At 58.2% G+C, this 13,844-nt stretch carries 13 protein-coding genes and 1 pseudogene; 9 read left to right on the plus strand and 5 right to left on the minus strand.

Features of this window, described 5'->3' with window-relative positions:
* Positions 1-393: 393 nt before the first annotated feature.
* Positions 394-2,184 (plus strand): ABC transporter ATP-binding protein, encoded by a 1,791-nt coding sequence (locus HJB83_RS14545; protein WP_221132187.1) that lies wholly within the window; start codon positions 394-396, stop codon positions 2,182-2,184.
* A 183-nt stretch (positions 2,185-2,367) separates the two neighbouring features.
* Here HJB83_RS14545 and HJB83_RS14550 read toward each other — a convergent pair whose 3' ends face one another.
* Positions 2,368-3,210: a LysR family transcriptional regulator gene (locus tag HJB83_RS14550; RefSeq protein ID WP_405048992.1), complete on the minus strand. Its 843-nt coding sequence runs from the start codon at positions 3,208-3,210 to the stop codon at positions 2,368-2,370.
* 95 nt (positions 3,211-3,305) lie between these two features.
* On the opposite strand from HJB83_RS14550, the gene HJB83_RS14555 reads away from it, so the two are divergent.
* Positions 3,306-4,286 (plus strand): aldo/keto reductase, encoded by a 981-nt coding sequence (locus HJB83_RS14555; protein ID WP_221132189.1) that lies wholly within the window; start codon positions 3,306-3,308, stop codon positions 4,284-4,286.
* Between the two features lie 125 nt (positions 4,287-4,411).
* Positions 4,412-5,680: a multidrug effflux MFS transporter gene (locus HJB83_RS14560; RefSeq protein ID WP_221132190.1), complete on the plus strand. Its 1,269-nt coding sequence runs from the start codon at positions 4,412-4,414 to the stop codon at positions 5,678-5,680.
* 213 nt (positions 5,681-5,893) lie between these two features.
* Here the strand turns inward: HJB83_RS14560 and HJB83_RS14565 are convergent, their stop codons facing one another.
* Positions 5,894-6,418: a DUF2867 domain-containing protein gene (locus HJB83_RS14565; RefSeq protein ID WP_221117061.1), complete on the minus strand. Its 525-nt coding sequence runs from the start codon at positions 6,416-6,418 to the stop codon at positions 5,894-5,896.
* Between the two features lie 397 nt (positions 6,419-6,815).
* Between HJB83_RS14565 and tnpA the strand changes: the two genes are divergently transcribed.
* From tnpA to HJB83_RS14585, 4 genes are all read left to right on the plus strand, one after another.
* Complete coding sequence (gene tnpA / locus HJB83_RS14570) at positions 6,816-7,247, plus strand: IS66-like element accessory protein TnpA (RefSeq protein WP_221117062.1); 432 nt, start codon at positions 6,816-6,818, stop codon at positions 7,245-7,247.
* Between the two features lie 26 nt (positions 7,248-7,273).
* Positions 7,274-7,600: an IS66 family insertion sequence element accessory protein TnpB gene (gene tnpB / locus HJB83_RS14575; RefSeq protein WP_259669655.1), complete on the plus strand. Its 327-nt coding sequence runs from the start codon at positions 7,274-7,276 to the stop codon at positions 7,598-7,600.
* A 71-nt stretch (positions 7,601-7,671) separates the two neighbouring features.
* Entirely contained in the window at positions 7,672-9,216 is a 1,545-nt protein-coding gene (gene tnpC, locus HJB83_RS14580) for an IS66 family transposase (protein ID WP_221117067.1), read from the plus strand.
* An 89-nt stretch (positions 9,217-9,305) separates the two neighbouring features.
* The gene (locus tag HJB83_RS14585; RefSeq protein ID WP_207583341.1) at positions 9,306-9,599 is read left to right on the plus strand and encodes a hypothetical protein; all 294 of its coding nucleotides are present in this window, start codon (positions 9,306-9,308) and stop codon (positions 9,597-9,599) included.
* Between the two features lie 39 nt (positions 9,600-9,638).
* On the opposite strand, the gene HJB83_RS34715 is transcribed toward HJB83_RS14585, so the two are convergent.
* Entirely contained in the window at positions 9,639-10,073 is a 435-nt protein-coding gene (locus HJB83_RS34715; RefSeq protein WP_405048991.1) for a hypothetical protein, read from the minus strand.
* Between HJB83_RS34715 and HJB83_RS34105 the strand changes: the two are divergent.
* Positions 10,057-10,187 (plus strand): annotated as a pseudogene (locus tag HJB83_RS34105) (ATP-binding/permease fusion ABC transporter); the annotation flags it as partial. The gene HJB83_RS34715 and the pseudogene HJB83_RS34105 sit on opposite strands and share 17 nt — an antisense overlap.
* Before the next feature lie 417 nt (positions 10,188-10,604).
* Here HJB83_RS34105 and HJB83_RS14595 read toward each other — a convergent pair.
* Positions 10,605-10,946: an NIPSNAP family protein gene (locus HJB83_RS14595; protein WP_207583338.1), complete on the minus strand. Its 342-nt coding sequence runs from the start codon at positions 10,944-10,946 to the stop codon at positions 10,605-10,607.
* A gap of 207 nt (positions 10,947-11,153) precedes the next feature.
* On the opposite strand from HJB83_RS14595, the gene HJB83_RS14600 reads away from it, so the two are divergent.
* On the plus strand, positions 11,154-12,164 hold the full coding sequence (locus tag HJB83_RS14600; protein WP_221159565.1) for a DUF4105 domain-containing protein: 1,011 nt from the start codon (positions 11,154-11,156) through the stop codon (positions 12,162-12,164).
* 720 nt (positions 12,165-12,884) lie between these two features.
* On the opposite strand, the gene HJB83_RS14605 is transcribed toward HJB83_RS14600, so the two are convergent.
* A complete protein-coding gene (locus tag HJB83_RS14605) occupies positions 12,885-13,826 on the minus strand; it encodes an NmrA family NAD(P)-binding protein (RefSeq protein ID WP_221116987.1) in 942 nt (313 codons plus the stop codon).
* Positions 13,827-13,844 lie beyond the last annotated feature (18 nt).

Raw genomic sequence — 13,844 nt, forward strand, 5'->3', positions numbered from 1 at the left:
CTCGGGCTCGACGAACCTGCCCCCAGCACTCGGCAAGCGCCACTGCCTAAACCTGCACGTTCCAGATTGTGTCGTTTCCGCATCACTTTCTGTCAGGTTGTAAATTCCCGGTTGGCAACGGCGATCGCCTTCGCTACAAGAGGCTTACCGCGTCAGATCGAACATAAGGGAGGCGTTGCATGACAGCAGTATTCACCAAAATCCTCCCGTGTGGAATGTCCCGACACTAGGTCATTTCCATTCGCGGCCCGCCTCAGGCGCGCCCGACATGCGGTTTTCACTCCCTTCATAGCCCGATTGATCTGACGGGATCATTTCGTCTCCCGCTTGGGCTGTGCCAATTCACTCTCGATTTTGAGGACCGGTTGCCGATATGCGGCCGGGTTGGTTCAAATGACTCGCAAGAAGCTCGATTTCCGCGCCGATGCCTATCGCAACGTGCTCGGCTTTATCTTTCATCATTGGACCCACCGGCCTGCTTTGGTGGGGCTGATCATCGTGCTGGTGATATCGAGCACGCTGGCCGAAGTCATGGTGCCGGTCTTCTCCGGCCAGATCGTCGATGCCATCGCCGGCACGAATGCGGCCGACGGCGCGCTCAGCGCCTTCGTCATTGTCGTGGCTTTGGGCTTCAGCAGCGTGGCGCTGCGTTATTTCATCTTCAACGGCATCATCCGGCTGACGCTGCGCACCATGGCGGATGTCACCAATGGTGGTTTCCACAAGGTGCAGCGCTTCTCCACCGACTGGCACGCCAACAGCTTTGCCGGTTCGACGGTGCGCAAGATCACCCGCGGCATGTGGGCGCTGGATTCGCTCAACGACCTGCTGCTGGTGGCGCTATTGCCGTCGATCGTCATGCTGGTCGGCGCCAGCATCGTGCTCGGCAGTTACTGGCCGATCATGGGGCTGATCGTCGGCCTGGGATCGCTGATCTATATCGGCGTCACCGTGGCGCTTTCGATGGGCTTCGTGTCGCCGGCGGCAAGGCTTGCCAATGCCTGGGATACCAAGCTCGGCGGCGCGCTGGCCGATGCGATCAGCTGCAATTCGGTGGTCAAGGCATTCGGCGCCGAAAACCGCGAAGAGATCCGGCTCGGCCATGTGCTCGGCAGGTGGGACAAGCGCACGCGGCGGACATGGAAGCGCGGCACATTGAGCGGCACGATCCAGGGCTTCATGATGGTCTCCATGCAGGCCGGCATTCTGGGAACGGGCCTCGTCATGTGGCAGCAGGGGCTGGCGACGCCTGGAGACGTGACCTTCGTGCTGGCGATGTTCTTCGTCCTGCAGGGCTATTTGCGCAATGTCGGTCAGGACATCCGCAATCTGCAACGGGCCGTCAACGACATGGAAGAGCTGGTGCTGCTCGACAAGATGCCGCTCGGCATCGAAGACAGGCCGGACGCCACACCGATCAGGATTGGCAAGGGCGAGATCGTCTTCGATCACATCACCTTCCAATACGGCGCGCATCCCAGCCCGCTTTATGAGGATTTCTCGGTCGTCATCGAGCCGGGCGAGCGTGTCGGGCTGGTGGGGCATTCGGGCTCGGGCAAGACGACCTTCGTCAAGCTCATCCAGCGCCTTTACGACGTGAACTCGGGCGCAATCCGCATCGACGGGCAGAATATCGCCAGGGTCGAGCAAGCAAGCCTGCGCGGCCAGATCGCCATCGTCCAGCAGGAGCCGATCCTGTTTCACCGCACGCTGGCCGAAAACATCGCCTATTCCAGGCCGAACGCCTCGCGGCGGGAAATCGAGCAGGCGGCGAAACAGGCGAGCGCCCACGACTTCATTCTGAGCCTACCGAAGGGCTATGAGACGATGGTGGGAGAACGCGGCGTCAAACTCTCGGGCGGTGAGCGGCAACGCGTCGCCATCGCCCGCGCCTTCCTGGCCGATGCGCCGATCCTGATCCTCGACGAGGCGACCTCCAGCCTCGACAGCGAGAGCGAAGTGCAGATCCAGCAGGCGATGGAACGCCTGATGGACGGCCGCACCACACTTGTCATCGCCCATCGGCTATCGACGGTGCGGGCGCTCGACCGGCTGCTGGTCTTCGACAAGGGCAAGATCGTCGAAGAGGGCGATCATCAGGCGCTGATCCGGCGCAGCGACGGCATCTATCGCCGACTGTTCGAGCGGCAGGCGCTGGAGCTGACCAAGGGTCTTGTGGCCTGAACCGAAACGCCAGGGTTTTGCTCTGGCGTTTCCTTTCTCGTGTTCAGCGAACAATGGCTGCGCTGTTCTGCAGGCAGTCAGGAAAGTGGGTCTATGGGGGTGTCCGCTCAGACCTTCATATTTAGGAAGCAGTCGAGGAAACGATTAGATCGGCAGCTCTTCTAGCCGTGATGAGGAAATTCATCAATCGACTGCGAATGAGTGTCTCTGTGGATAGCGGAGCGCTTTGATCACCGCTTGGAAAGCCGGTGTGACCTGCCGTTTACTTGGATAATAGATGTGATATCCGGAATAGGTGGGGCTCCAGTCGTCGAGCAGCAGGACCAACTGCCCATTCTGGATGTGCTGCACCACCATTTGCTCCGGCATATAGGCCAGGCCGTGGCCAGCAAGCACCGCATGAAGGATCATGTGAGCCGTGTTGAACACGAGCTGCCCTTTGACGCGGACATTGACCTCTCTGCCATCTTTGCGGAACTCCCACGGATAGACGCCGCCGTAGGTCGGAAGCCTGTGGTTGATACAGTCATGGGAGGTGAGATCCTTGGGATCGAGCGGAAGCTCCCGGCTTTCCAGATAGGTCGGTGAGGCGACCACCACCATGCGCATGTCCGGTCCGATGCGCACTGCAATCATGTCCTTGGCGATGTATCCCCCGGACCGTACGCCAGCATCATACTGCTCGGCCACGATGTCGCTGAGGCCGTAGTCGACTACGACCTCGACCTCAATGTCAGGATATTCGGGCAACAGGCGATGAATGGTCGGCCATAGGATGGATTCCGCTGCGTTTTCGTCAGAGGTCAATCGGACCTTGCCCGAAGGTTTGTCTCTAAGTTCGCTGAGCGCATCGAGCTCGTGCTTTATGCCGTCTACGTAAGGACCAACCGTGCGAAGCAAGCGCTCGCCGGCCTCGGTCGGCGCAACGCTTCGGGTCGTTCTGGTGAGCAGCCTGAGCCCCAGCCTCGCTTCCTCGCGACGGCGAGAAATGCCACGAGGTCCTGGATGTTGTCCTGCGCCATTCATGAGCTCCGTTTCTGAAATCATGCGCATATTAGCGGATTATCGTTCAGTGGGAAATCCGTTAGTTTCGTCTCGTTAGATGAGGAAAGGAATTTTAGATGAAGAAGAGAGTTTTGGGTCGCGAAGAACTGAACGTCTCGTCCATCGGCCTGGGATGCATGGGCCTTTCGTTTGGTTATGGCCCGGCGACGGATCGCGATGACGCCATTGCGCTGATCCGCGCCGCGCATGATCGCGGTGTGACTTTTTTTGATACCGCCGAGACCTATGGTGCGGCAAACGAAGAACTGCTGGGCGACGCCGCCGCTCCATTCCGCAAGGACGTAGTGCTCGCCACTAAGTTCGGCATGAAGGATGGCAGCGCGCGAGCCGGAATGGACAGCCGTCCCGAACGTATTCGCTTCGTCGCAGAGCAGTCGCTCAAGCGGCTCAAGACCGACGTGATCGACCTGTTCTATCAGCATCGCGTCGATCCCAATGTCCCTATCGAGGACGTCGCCGGCGCCGTCAAGGACCTGGTGGCAGAAGGCAAGGTGAAGCACTTCGGTCTGTCCGAGGCAGGGGTCGATACCATCCGCCGTGCCAATGCCGTTCACCCCGTCACTGCCCTGCAGAGCGAATACTCCATGTGGACGCGCGAACCAGAGAACGAGATCCTGCCGACCCTTAACGAACTGGGGATTGGCTTCGTCCCCTTCAGCCCACTCGGCAAGGGGTTCCTCACCGGCAAGATCGACACCGGCACCAGCTTCGGTGACGGCGATATTCGCAGCACGCTGCCTCGGTTCACCGAAGAAGCTCGCCAGTCTAACTTGAAGCTCGTGGAACTGGTGGGGCGCATCGCCGAGCGCAAGAGTGCAACGCCGGCTCAGGTGGCCCTTGCATGGTTGCTGGCGCAAAAACCTTGGATCGTTCCGATCCCCGGCACCACCAAGCTGCATCGTCTCGCGGAGAACGTCGGCGGCGCGGACGTCGAGCTGACCGAGGAGGACAGACAGGATCTGGCAAAGGTTCTTGCTGCGGTGAAGATCCAGGGTGAACGCTACAATTTCCAGCAGCAGAGCATGATCAACCGCTGATCAATGGGCTCGCGGCCAATCGCCGCGAGCCGCCTGGTCATCTGCCAATTGCACGAACCGCGGTGCACCCACGGGCAGGCTGCCGTTGGCATAAGCGAAACTGCGGCGATTTGGGACGAGATTACATGGACGAGCAGCGCACGGTAGCAGAGCGGATCGGGAGCAGTGTATCGACACCTTCGCGTCTGCGGGAATTTCAACGACTGGCGATCCTCAGCACGCTGATGGCCTTTGCGGCGATCTCGACGGACCTCTATCTGCCCGCCATTCCCAATATGAGCGCGTCGCTCGGTGCCAGTCAGAGCACTCTGGAATGGACGGTGTCGGGCTATCTTATCGGCTTCAGCCTGGGCCAACTCTTCTGGGGGCCGATCAGCGACCGCTTCGGGCGCCGTATGCCGATAGCGATTGGGATCGTCATTTTCATTATCGGTTCGGCAGGGTGTGCCCTCGCCACGGACGGATGGCAATTGATTGGTTGGCGGATCATTCAGGCGCTTGGGGCATGTGCGAGCGTAGTGCTATCCAGAGCCATTGTCCGTGATCTCTACGGCAGAGATCGCGCGGCACGCGTTCTGTCGACCCTGATAACGGTTATGGCTATTGCACCATTGGCGGGACCAAGCCTTGGAGCCCAAATCCTTGTGTTCGGCTCGTGGCAAGTCATCTTCTGGGTGCTCGTCGTGATCGGTATGGCGACCTTGGCGGGCCTATTTACGCTGCCGGAATCTCTGGCATCAGACAACAGGAACCATGAACCCCTGACCAAAGCCTTAGCTGCTTATGGCTCACTCCTCCGAAACCGAAAGCTTGTCGGCTACGCGGGCACGGCCGGGTTCTTCTTCAGCGGCACCTTTGCCTATATAGCCAGTTCGGCTTTTGCGTTTATCGACTTCTATGGCTTGTCGCCCGAGAGCTACGCATTGCTGTTCGCAGTGGGAATCGTGGGGCTCATGATCTCAAACCAGATCAATGCCCGACTGGTCACTCGGCTGGGTAGCGACCGAATGCTGTTGATCGGTGCTATCGGTGCAGCGATTACCGGACTTGTCGTGGCCGTGGTTACCTTCACTGGTCTTGGCGGCGTATGGGGATTGGCGATATCAACCTGGCTTTTTATCGGGATGAACGGCTTCATCGTTGCCAATTCGATCTCCGGCGCATTGGCGGATTTCCCGCATCGCGCGGGAACGGTTTCGGCACTCCTCGGTGCCATCCAATACGGTAGCGGTATAGGCGGCTCAGCGGCTGTTGGCCTCTTCGCCAACGGAACGCCCGCTCCCATGGGATGCATGTTCGCCGTGGCAGGGTTGGGCTGCCTATTGTCCGTCCTTTGGATGAGCAGCACTGGCGATCATGAAGTAGGACCTTCAACCAGCAAGAATGGCAGCTAAGCAGCCTTGGGTGCTGGAAACCGGTGTTGCGGCTCTCCCAACCGTCACCAAACTGATAAGGGGGGTTGACGGTATCGTGCAAAAATCAAGAATTCTGCCCCATGCGGTTGGCCTGGAATGGCAGGGCTTTTCAGAGTGGACCGTGTGAGACGAAGCACGGGGCGCGTTCGCCCCGCCGTGTTTTATCGTTCGAAATTCGAGGTTTCTGCAGCGCTACTGCAGTTGTGTTTGTGCACAGCGTGCCAGGTTGGCCCTGACCACGAGGTGATGAAAAGGCCTGATCGCGTTGAGATAGGTGAAGCCCAAGGCATTGTGGGTATGCACAACGGTTGTCGCGATGAGCAACGTGCCTATTGGAGAATGCCGTCGGAGCAGAGATAGCCGGAAGTCCAGGTGTCGGTCATCCGTACCGAGCACAATTTCGTCCTTGGCCTCCCAGTGCACCGGGAAGAAGTCCACCCGTTCATGGCTATCCCGGGACGTCCTGACCGTATCGGAGGTTTTGATGCGAAAGGGCGTAACCATGGCGTCACGCAGCGCGATCAACGCCTTTTGCCACGAGGGTGGATTGACGAGTGTCCGCGTCGCCAGCTCGCGCATGCTCGACTGTTCCGATGCGCTCAAGTCAATGCTGTAGCTATCGAGTAAACTGGCGTTCTCGTACCAGCTCGCAATGACACTTTCCGACGGCGGCGTCGTGCTGCGTACCTGCGGTTTGCGGTCTAAACCCATGTTCATGATAATGCCACCTATTCAAGGGGCCATCAACTACGGGCGTGAAGACAAGCAAAGGTCAATGTTCGAGGCCGATTCAGGCTCAAACCAGGAGGGACTGATTGCGGCTAGCTGCATTGAGAAGGAAGTCCGCTCCGGGCCGAGAGCGGACGTCGATGCCATCGGCAGGACGCTACACCCAGGGATAGTGTGGATAACGCTGCAAAGTCGTCAAACGCGCGCCGACAGCGATTGAATTGACCAAGCCCATTGGAGTTTTATAAAATAGCTTTTTGCGAAACGCCGATTGGCCAAAATAATCATTTTAGATCAATGAGTTTTTACCGTAAGCGCTGTTTTACCCCCACCTTCCGGACTGCCGGTTGATCGTTGATGTTGTGCTCGAACGGGGCTTCGACATATGACGATTACAGGACTTACGCATAGCACCAGGGCTGATGATGTGGTGCAGCGGTTTGAGGTTTTCACCGGCGCTGGCCGCCGTCGCGAGTGGAGCGATGAGGAGAAGCACCAGATTGTCGCTGAGAGCTATGGCGGCGAGGTGTCGGTGAGTGCTGTTGCTCGACGGCATGGTTTATCGCCCGGTCAGTTGTTCACTTGGCGGCGGCAGTTGCGAAAGCAGCCAGAGCAAGCCTCATCAGCAATGTTTGTGCCAGCAGTGATCGATATCGCAGCGGAAAGGCCTTCGACCCGGCGCAAGACGATAGCGAGGAACACTCCGCATCTTTTTGCTATTGAGTTGGAGATTGATGGAGCGATACTGAAGATCGCACCTGGCACGGATGCCGCGACGATTGCAGCCGTCATTCAAGCCCTGAAGGCATCATCGTGATTTGTCCGTCAGGCGCGGTTAAAGTCATGATCGCCATGAAGCCTGTCGACTTCCGCAAAGGTGCAGAGGGGTTGGCCGCGCTGGTGAAGGCTGAGATGGGAGCCGATCCGTTCTCCGGAACAATCTACGTGTTCCGGGCCAAGCGAACCGACCGCATCAAGTTGATCTTCTGGGATGGGAGCGGCGTGTGCCTGGTGGCAAAGCGGCTTGAGGATGGCGAGTTCCAGTGGCCCCGGATGCAGGATGGCGTGATGCATCTGACATCCGCCCAGTTCTCGGCTCTATTCGAAGGGCTGGATTGGAAACGCGTGCATGCGCCGAGCGAAACGCGCACGCCTGTTCAGGCCGGATAGCAGCCGCGACGAATTGAATCAGCCGCACCAGACATCTCGTCTTGCGGGGCTGAATATGCTGTTCTTTGCCCATGACGATCAGAGCGGACGAGCTTCCGGATGACCTGAACGCGCTGAAAGCTATGGTGCTTTCGCGCGAGGCGGAGAATGCTCGCTTACGGCAGATTATCAAGGAACTGCAGCGTCATCGTTTTGGTCGCCGCGCCGAAACGCTTCCCGAGGATCAGCTTCTCCTGGGCTTGGAAGAGGCCGAACAGGTCGAGGCGGACGGACTGGAGGAGAAAGAACAGGCCTCAACCGATCTGCGCCAGACGCGGGTCGCCAAACGGCGAACGAACCGAGGCTCGCTTCCAGCTCACCTGCCAAGGATCGAGATGGTCGTTGATATCGATGATCATGCCTGCCCAGGTTGCCATCATGATTTGCATCGGATCGGAGAAGACATCAGCGAAAAGCTGGACATTGTTCCGGCCCAGTTCCGGGTACTGGTTGTTCGCCGTCCGAAGTACGGCTGCCGGGCCTGCGAGGATGTCGTCGTCCAGGCTCCGGCTCCCGCCCGATTAATCGAACGCGGCATTCCGACCGAAGCAACTGTTGCCCAGGTTCTAGTCTCCAAATATGCCGACCACTTACCGCTCTATCGTCAGGCGCAAATCTACAAGCGGCAAGGGATCGACCTCGACCGCTCGACGCTTGCCGACTGGGTTGGCCGTGCCGCTTGGCACCTTCGTCCGGTCCATCAACGGCTGCTCGACGTGTTGAAGACATCATCCAAGCTCTTCGCGGACGAGACGACAGCACCGGTGCTCGATCCGGGGCGTGGCAAGACCAAGACCGGCCAACTCTGGGCCTATGCGCGTGATGACCGGCCGTGGCAGGGAAGTGATCCGCCGGGTGTCGTTTATATCTATGCACCGGATCGCAAGGCCGAGCGCCCGATGACTCATCTCGAAGGCTTCGTCGGAGTCCTGCAGGTCGATGGTTACAGTGGTTATCGACCGCTTGCGGCCAAAAATGCCGTGTCCCTGGCATTCTGCTGGTCTCACGTTCGACGTCGCTTCTATGAACTGGCCGCTGCCGGTCCCGCACCCATTGCCACCGAGGCGCTACGGCGTATTGCCGAACTCTACAGGACTGAAGACGACATCCGTGGCCGCGCCCAAGACGAACGCCGCGCCGTCCGACAGGAGAAGAGCCGCCCGATCACCGACAGTCTTGCTTCCTGGCTCACCGAACAGCTCGGCCTCATCAGCCAGAAGACAAAACTGGCCGAAGCAATCCGATACACCTTGTCGCGCTGGGATGGGCTGACCAGGTTCATCGATGACGGCCGCATCGAAATCGACTCCAACGCAGTCGAGCGATCTATCAGGCCAATTGCTCTCAATCGGAAAAATGCCCTCTTCGCGGGTTCCGACGCTGGGGCCGAGCACTGGGCGACCATCGCATTACTCATAGAGACGGCCAAGCTCAACGATGTCGAACCGCTCGGCTATCTCATCGATGTGCTCACCAAGATCGTCAACGGCCACCCGAACAGTCAGATCGACACTCTTCTACCATGGGCCTATCTGTCCGAGCACAACCTGAGCCGTAAAATGAAAGCACCGCGATAAACCGCTAAGCTTTCGTTCCGCTGTACACGATGATACCAATGAGAAACGAGCTAGGTCTGACTATGTTGCTGTTGGAGTTCTAAGGGTTGATGGCGGGACTGTTTAAATCATTGAAGAGAGTGCTGACTGGAAAGATAATCCGACAATCAGACGTTCAAATTATGAACGGCAGTTGCATTATGTCCTTGCGTATTAAACGCGATAGCGGAAGCGGCGGCGTCTATGTGGTGTTAGCCTCTAAAGCATCGGGCAACTATCAATATTACCCTTTCGATGCAGAAGAGTTCGACAGTTTCGTTGATGCTGCTATCGAGATCAAGAAAGCGTTACGGGCCGATGAATCGGCTGGTATCGGTCAGACCCAAGCCAGCGTCAAACCGTGACCCGGGAACACCGCTTACTTTTTACCGGATGGTGGCAAATCAAGAAAGCGGAGCCAGCGGATTGGCGAAGCGACGCAGTGCGGCTGTCTGCATCAGCCATGGAGAAACACGATTATCAAGATAATGGTATTGCTGCACAGCGCCGATGGCGTGGATTGGCAGTCTCCCCCTAAAGGCACAAGCCTTAAGACATTGAGCGAAGCCGAAGAGCAAGGCTTCATCCTGATCCGCGGGGAATTTCAGAAACGACAATTCCGTCTGACAAAGCTGGGCTCCGACTATGTCGGGCGCGATAAGCGGCGTCTGGAAGCTCGCAGGCTCTGAACCGATCCCGTCACGCTGAAACCAATGACGCACTTGCTTGGTTACGCTGGAGTTTTCACACAAGTTCGACCGATGGCCGTCATGACGCAGAAGCGCCAACCAGTCACTGTAGCTGTCGCAAAACTCCCTATCTCTGCTGGTCTTCGACAAGGGCAAGATCCTCGAAGAGGCGACCACCAGGCGCTGATCCGCCGCAGCGACGGCATCTACCGCCAACTGTTCGAGCGGCAGGCGTCGGAGCTGACCAAGGGTCTGGTGGCCTGAACCGAAACGCCAGGGTTTTGCTCTGGCGTTTCCTTTTTGCGGGATCAACGAACGATGGCTGCGCTGTTCTGCAATTGTCATGTTTCCGCTTGATGGTCGAGATGGCGGCGGCCCCGGCGGAAGTCCGCCTCGTGCAGATTGCGCCATTTGCGGACGTCGGCTCCCGCTCGATGGGTGACGGATTTGGGGCCGGAAGGAGACCGTCCGATTCTAGGGCCAATAGGCCGAAAAGCGGACATTTGATTGATCTGCGCCAAAGCGGTGTAGCTTGGATCGACGTCGGCGGTCGAAGCAACTGCGCAGCCATCTCGTGCGTCGATCGCCGGAAGCCTCCTCTGTCAACCGGCGTACAAAACTTCCACGCCGAAACACATCCGAAAACACTTCTCAATCAATTGCGTGCGGAGTTTCTGGCCGTTATTCCGACGGTTTGGAGAAGCCGCGGTAGAAGCGTGTCGGCTGCAGCAGCGAACTGACGATGTTGGCGACGATCTGCCCATCCGCCTCGCTCTTCGCCTTCGCTTCCTGCCACTCGCGATCGGCCATGAACTCGGCCCATTTCTGCTCGCGCTCCGCCAGCGACCGCCATTCGAGCAGGTAGGTCAGATCGTTGCTGGAAGAACCGATCATCGTCGTCCAGAAGCCGAGTGAGCGGATGCCGAGGCGTTCCCAGATCGCCAGCGTCGCGGTCTCGAAACGCTGCTGCAGTGCCGGCAGCCTCCCCGGCAGACATGTATAGATGCGCAATTCGTGGATCATCGGATGCTCTTCATGTTGGATCAGGCAAGATCGTGCATATCGTTCAGCGCCGGAAAAAGCGAGGGGCCGCTTGCCAGCGGAATTCAAGCCATACCAAAATAGAGAATCCGGAGCCCGTCGCTTCGGATAGGTTCTAGGCTTCAAGTCCGGAAACCGATAGGGTCCAACGATCAGGACGAACGCTTCAAACTCGTTTGGAAAAGCAAAATGGTTCGACCGGTCCGTGCGATCGTCATTGCAGTGCTCCTGTCAGTCGTCGCCGTTGCCGTTGCCTGGTCGTCGCTCGCGCTTTGGTACCGCTTGCCGTTGCCTGAGGTCGGCAGGCAAGCCAGCGCCATCTTGTTCGGGCTTTTTGGCGCCTCCGTCATCGTGGCGCTCTTTGGCAGGAGACGCATTCGTGCAGTCCTCGCGTTTGCGGCCGCGTTCGTCATTGTCCTCTTCTGGTGGAGCACGATCGAGCCGCAGGCAAATGGCGCGTGGGCTCCGGATGTTGCTCGTCAGGTCACCGGCGAATTCGACGGTGATCTGTTGACGCTGACAAATGTCCGCGATTTCGAGTGGCGCAGTGCCACCGACTTCACGGAACGATGGACGACGCGCAGTTACGACCTGAACAAGCTGAAGAGCGTCGACATGTTCATGTCGTACTGGTCAGGTCCGACCATCGCGCATGTCATAATGAGCTTCGGCTTCGACGACGGCCGTTATCTGGCGTGGTCTATCGAAGTGCGTCGCCTTTCCGGAGGTTCGTTCTCACCGCTGGCGGACCTCTTCAAAAGAAGTCCTCTGGTCATCATCGCGGCAGACGAAAGGGATGTGATCGGCCTCCGCTCCAATTTTCGCGGTGAGGACGTCCAGATCTACCGCCTGAGGGCGACGCCGGCGGCTGCGAGGCTTCTTCTGCGCGAGTACGTCTCCGACGCAAACGCGCTCGCAGCCAGGCCCGCCTTCTACAATTCGCTGACGACCAATTGCACGACGACCATCGTCAAGATGATGCGTGTGACAGGCGACGCCGTGCCGATGGACTGGCGCCTCATCGTCAACGGATACCTGCCGGAATACGCCTTTGACCGGCGCGCGCTGGACATCTCTGTTCCCTTGTCGCAACTGCGGTCGGCCGCACACATCGCGGCAAGAGCGCACGAGGACGGTCTTTCGCCGTCTTTTTCGCAGGCCATTCGCGTCGGCGTTCCGTCGCCACAGGGCGCGTTGTAACGTCTTCTATCGATGGGGTCTCGCTCGAAGAGATAGTCGAGGCTTATAAGAAGTCGCAGGAAGACTGACCCTGTGACCCAATCGAAAAGCCGATTTCCTTTGCTTCTCACTGAGAGGCTGAACCTGCGCGAACCGGTTATGGTGGGTGGCTGGGCAAGGGTTGCCGCAAACATGAAAGTGTAAATCCGAGCCTATTTGAACGTGGCGCAACTTCCGGAATTCCGACGCTTTGGCTGCACGGAATCCATGACCAGTACTATCGGATCGAGCACTGCCGAGGTAATTTCGAAAGGTTTTTATCGGCTGGCGGACAGGGAGAGTTCATTGCTGCGCCCATGGGCCACGCTTTGATGTTCAAACCAGCGCTGTGGAAGAGCCATCTTGATCAGTACATGGGCGGCATGTCGCAGAAATCCTGACATATGCAGCATTCCGGCCTTCCGTCTCCGACGCCGGTTGGACCGAGAATGAGCGAGACGTGATGGCCGATCATCGCTGGTGGTCTGAGCAAGAGCTTGGAGAAACCAGCGACACCGTATCCCCTGACTGCCTCACAGACTTGCTGAGGAAGGTATGACCGCACGGGGCCGATAGCCGGCCTCCGGTTTTGGCAGGAACGCGCCAATTGCGGTCATATAGCTGCCGCAACTTAATAATTTGCGGCAGCGTCCAACAAAGACTGGAGATTGCTGGGGGGCAAAAAACAAGCGTGACATCCAGCTAGTCCCTGGCAGTCCACATGGGAAACGTCTCTCGTTCGTCTCCCGCTTTGACTGCCTCCAGGTAACGCGGCTTCCAAACCTCGCCAATGAACACCTCCATCGTTGTGGGCAATTTTGGGCGATCCTCGTGCTCCCCATGGAACTTTACGATGCCATTGTTCAAAGCGTTAGCAGTCAGGGTGTCGTCCTGCCATTTCTCCGGCGTCCCGAACCGCGCCAGAAATTCAGCTTCCACGTCTTTGCGGGTCGTCTCGATGTATCGATACTCCACCGGACTGCCGATCTTCTTGCCAATGAGCACGGCCAGTTCGTTCATCGAGACATCTTCCGAGCCAACTTCGAGATAGACGCGGTGTCTGCCCGTCGGATTGGTCAGTTCCTTCGCTGCCAGCCATGCAATGTCATCGGTGGCCACCCAGGGCATCTTCAAATCAGGTTTACAGAACCAGGCAATTCGACCGTATTTGGCAACCGGCCTCGTCCACATTGCCACGTCGTCCATGAACCAGGCGGCGCGCAGGTGGACCAAATTGATATTGCCGAGTTCGTTGAGCTTTTCGTCCAGATCGTGGAAGCACTCGAAATGACCCGTCTTCCCCTTCACGTCCGAACCCATGGCCGTCAGGCTTACGGCCAGTTTGACGGAGGATTTTTCAAGCGCATCGACAAAGCGCTGGGCAACAGCGGGGTAGTGTCCCTCGATGTTGTTCCAATCGGTCTTCACCATCAGGAACGCAGCATCTGCATCGTGGAAAAATTGGTCAAGGTCTCCCTCTCCTGTGTCAAAGCTTCCCAGGAATGGCTCTGCTCCAAGCGCGACCAACCCGTCCAACCCTGGGCCACCTCTCGACAACGCTCTGACCTGATGCCCGGCGCTCAGCAGGGTCCGGGTCAGCTTAGCGCCAATTCGTCCCGTTGCGCCGACGACAGAAATTCGCATGACAGTCTCCATTCGATT

Source organism: Rhizobium sp. NZLR11, assembly GCF_019685115.1.
Taxonomy (GTDB): Bacteria; Pseudomonadota; Alphaproteobacteria; order Rhizobiales; family Rhizobiaceae; genus Rhizobium.

What these genes read in the sequence shown, in the direction of transcription:
- HJB83_RS14545 (WP_221132187.1), top strand. Translation starts at nt 394, where the DNA reads ATGACTCGCAAGAAGCTCGATTTCCGCGCCGATGCCTATCGCAACGTG.
- HJB83_RS14550 (WP_405048992.1), bottom strand. Translation starts at nt 3,210, where the DNA reads ATGAATGGCGCAGGACAACATCCAGGACCTCGTGGCATTTCTCGCCGT.
- HJB83_RS14555 (WP_221132189.1), top strand. Translation starts at nt 3,306, where the DNA reads ATGAAGAAGAGAGTTTTGGGTCGCGAAGAACTGAACGTCTCGTCCATC.
- HJB83_RS14560 (WP_221132190.1), top strand. Translation starts at nt 4,412, where the DNA reads ATGGACGAGCAGCGCACGGTAGCAGAGCGGATCGGGAGCAGTGTATCG.
- HJB83_RS14565 (WP_221117061.1), bottom strand. Translation starts at nt 6,418, where the DNA reads ATGAACATGGGTTTAGACCGCAAACCGCAGGTACGCAGCACGACGCCG.
- tnpA (WP_221117062.1), top strand. Translation starts at nt 6,816, where the DNA reads ATGACGATTACAGGACTTACGCATAGCACCAGGGCTGATGATGTGGTG.
- tnpB (WP_259669655.1), top strand. Translation starts at nt 7,274, where the DNA reads ATGATCGCCATGAAGCCTGTCGACTTCCGCAAAGGTGCAGAGGGGTTG.
- tnpC (WP_221117067.1), top strand. Translation starts at nt 7,672, where the DNA reads ATGACGATCAGAGCGGACGAGCTTCCGGATGACCTGAACGCGCTGAAA.
- HJB83_RS14585 (WP_207583341.1), top strand. Translation starts at nt 9,306, where the DNA reads ATGGCGGGACTGTTTAAATCATTGAAGAGAGTGCTGACTGGAAAGATA.
- HJB83_RS14595 (WP_207583338.1), bottom strand. Translation starts at nt 10,946, where the DNA reads ATGATCCACGAATTGCGCATCTATACATGTCTGCCGGGGAGGCTGCCG.
- HJB83_RS14600 (WP_221159565.1), top strand. Translation starts at nt 11,154, where the DNA reads ATGGTTCGACCGGTCCGTGCGATCGTCATTGCAGTGCTCCTGTCAGTC.
- HJB83_RS14605 (WP_221116987.1), bottom strand. Translation starts at nt 13,826, where the DNA reads ATGCGAATTTCTGTCGTCGGCGCAACGGGACGAATTGGCGCTAAGCTG.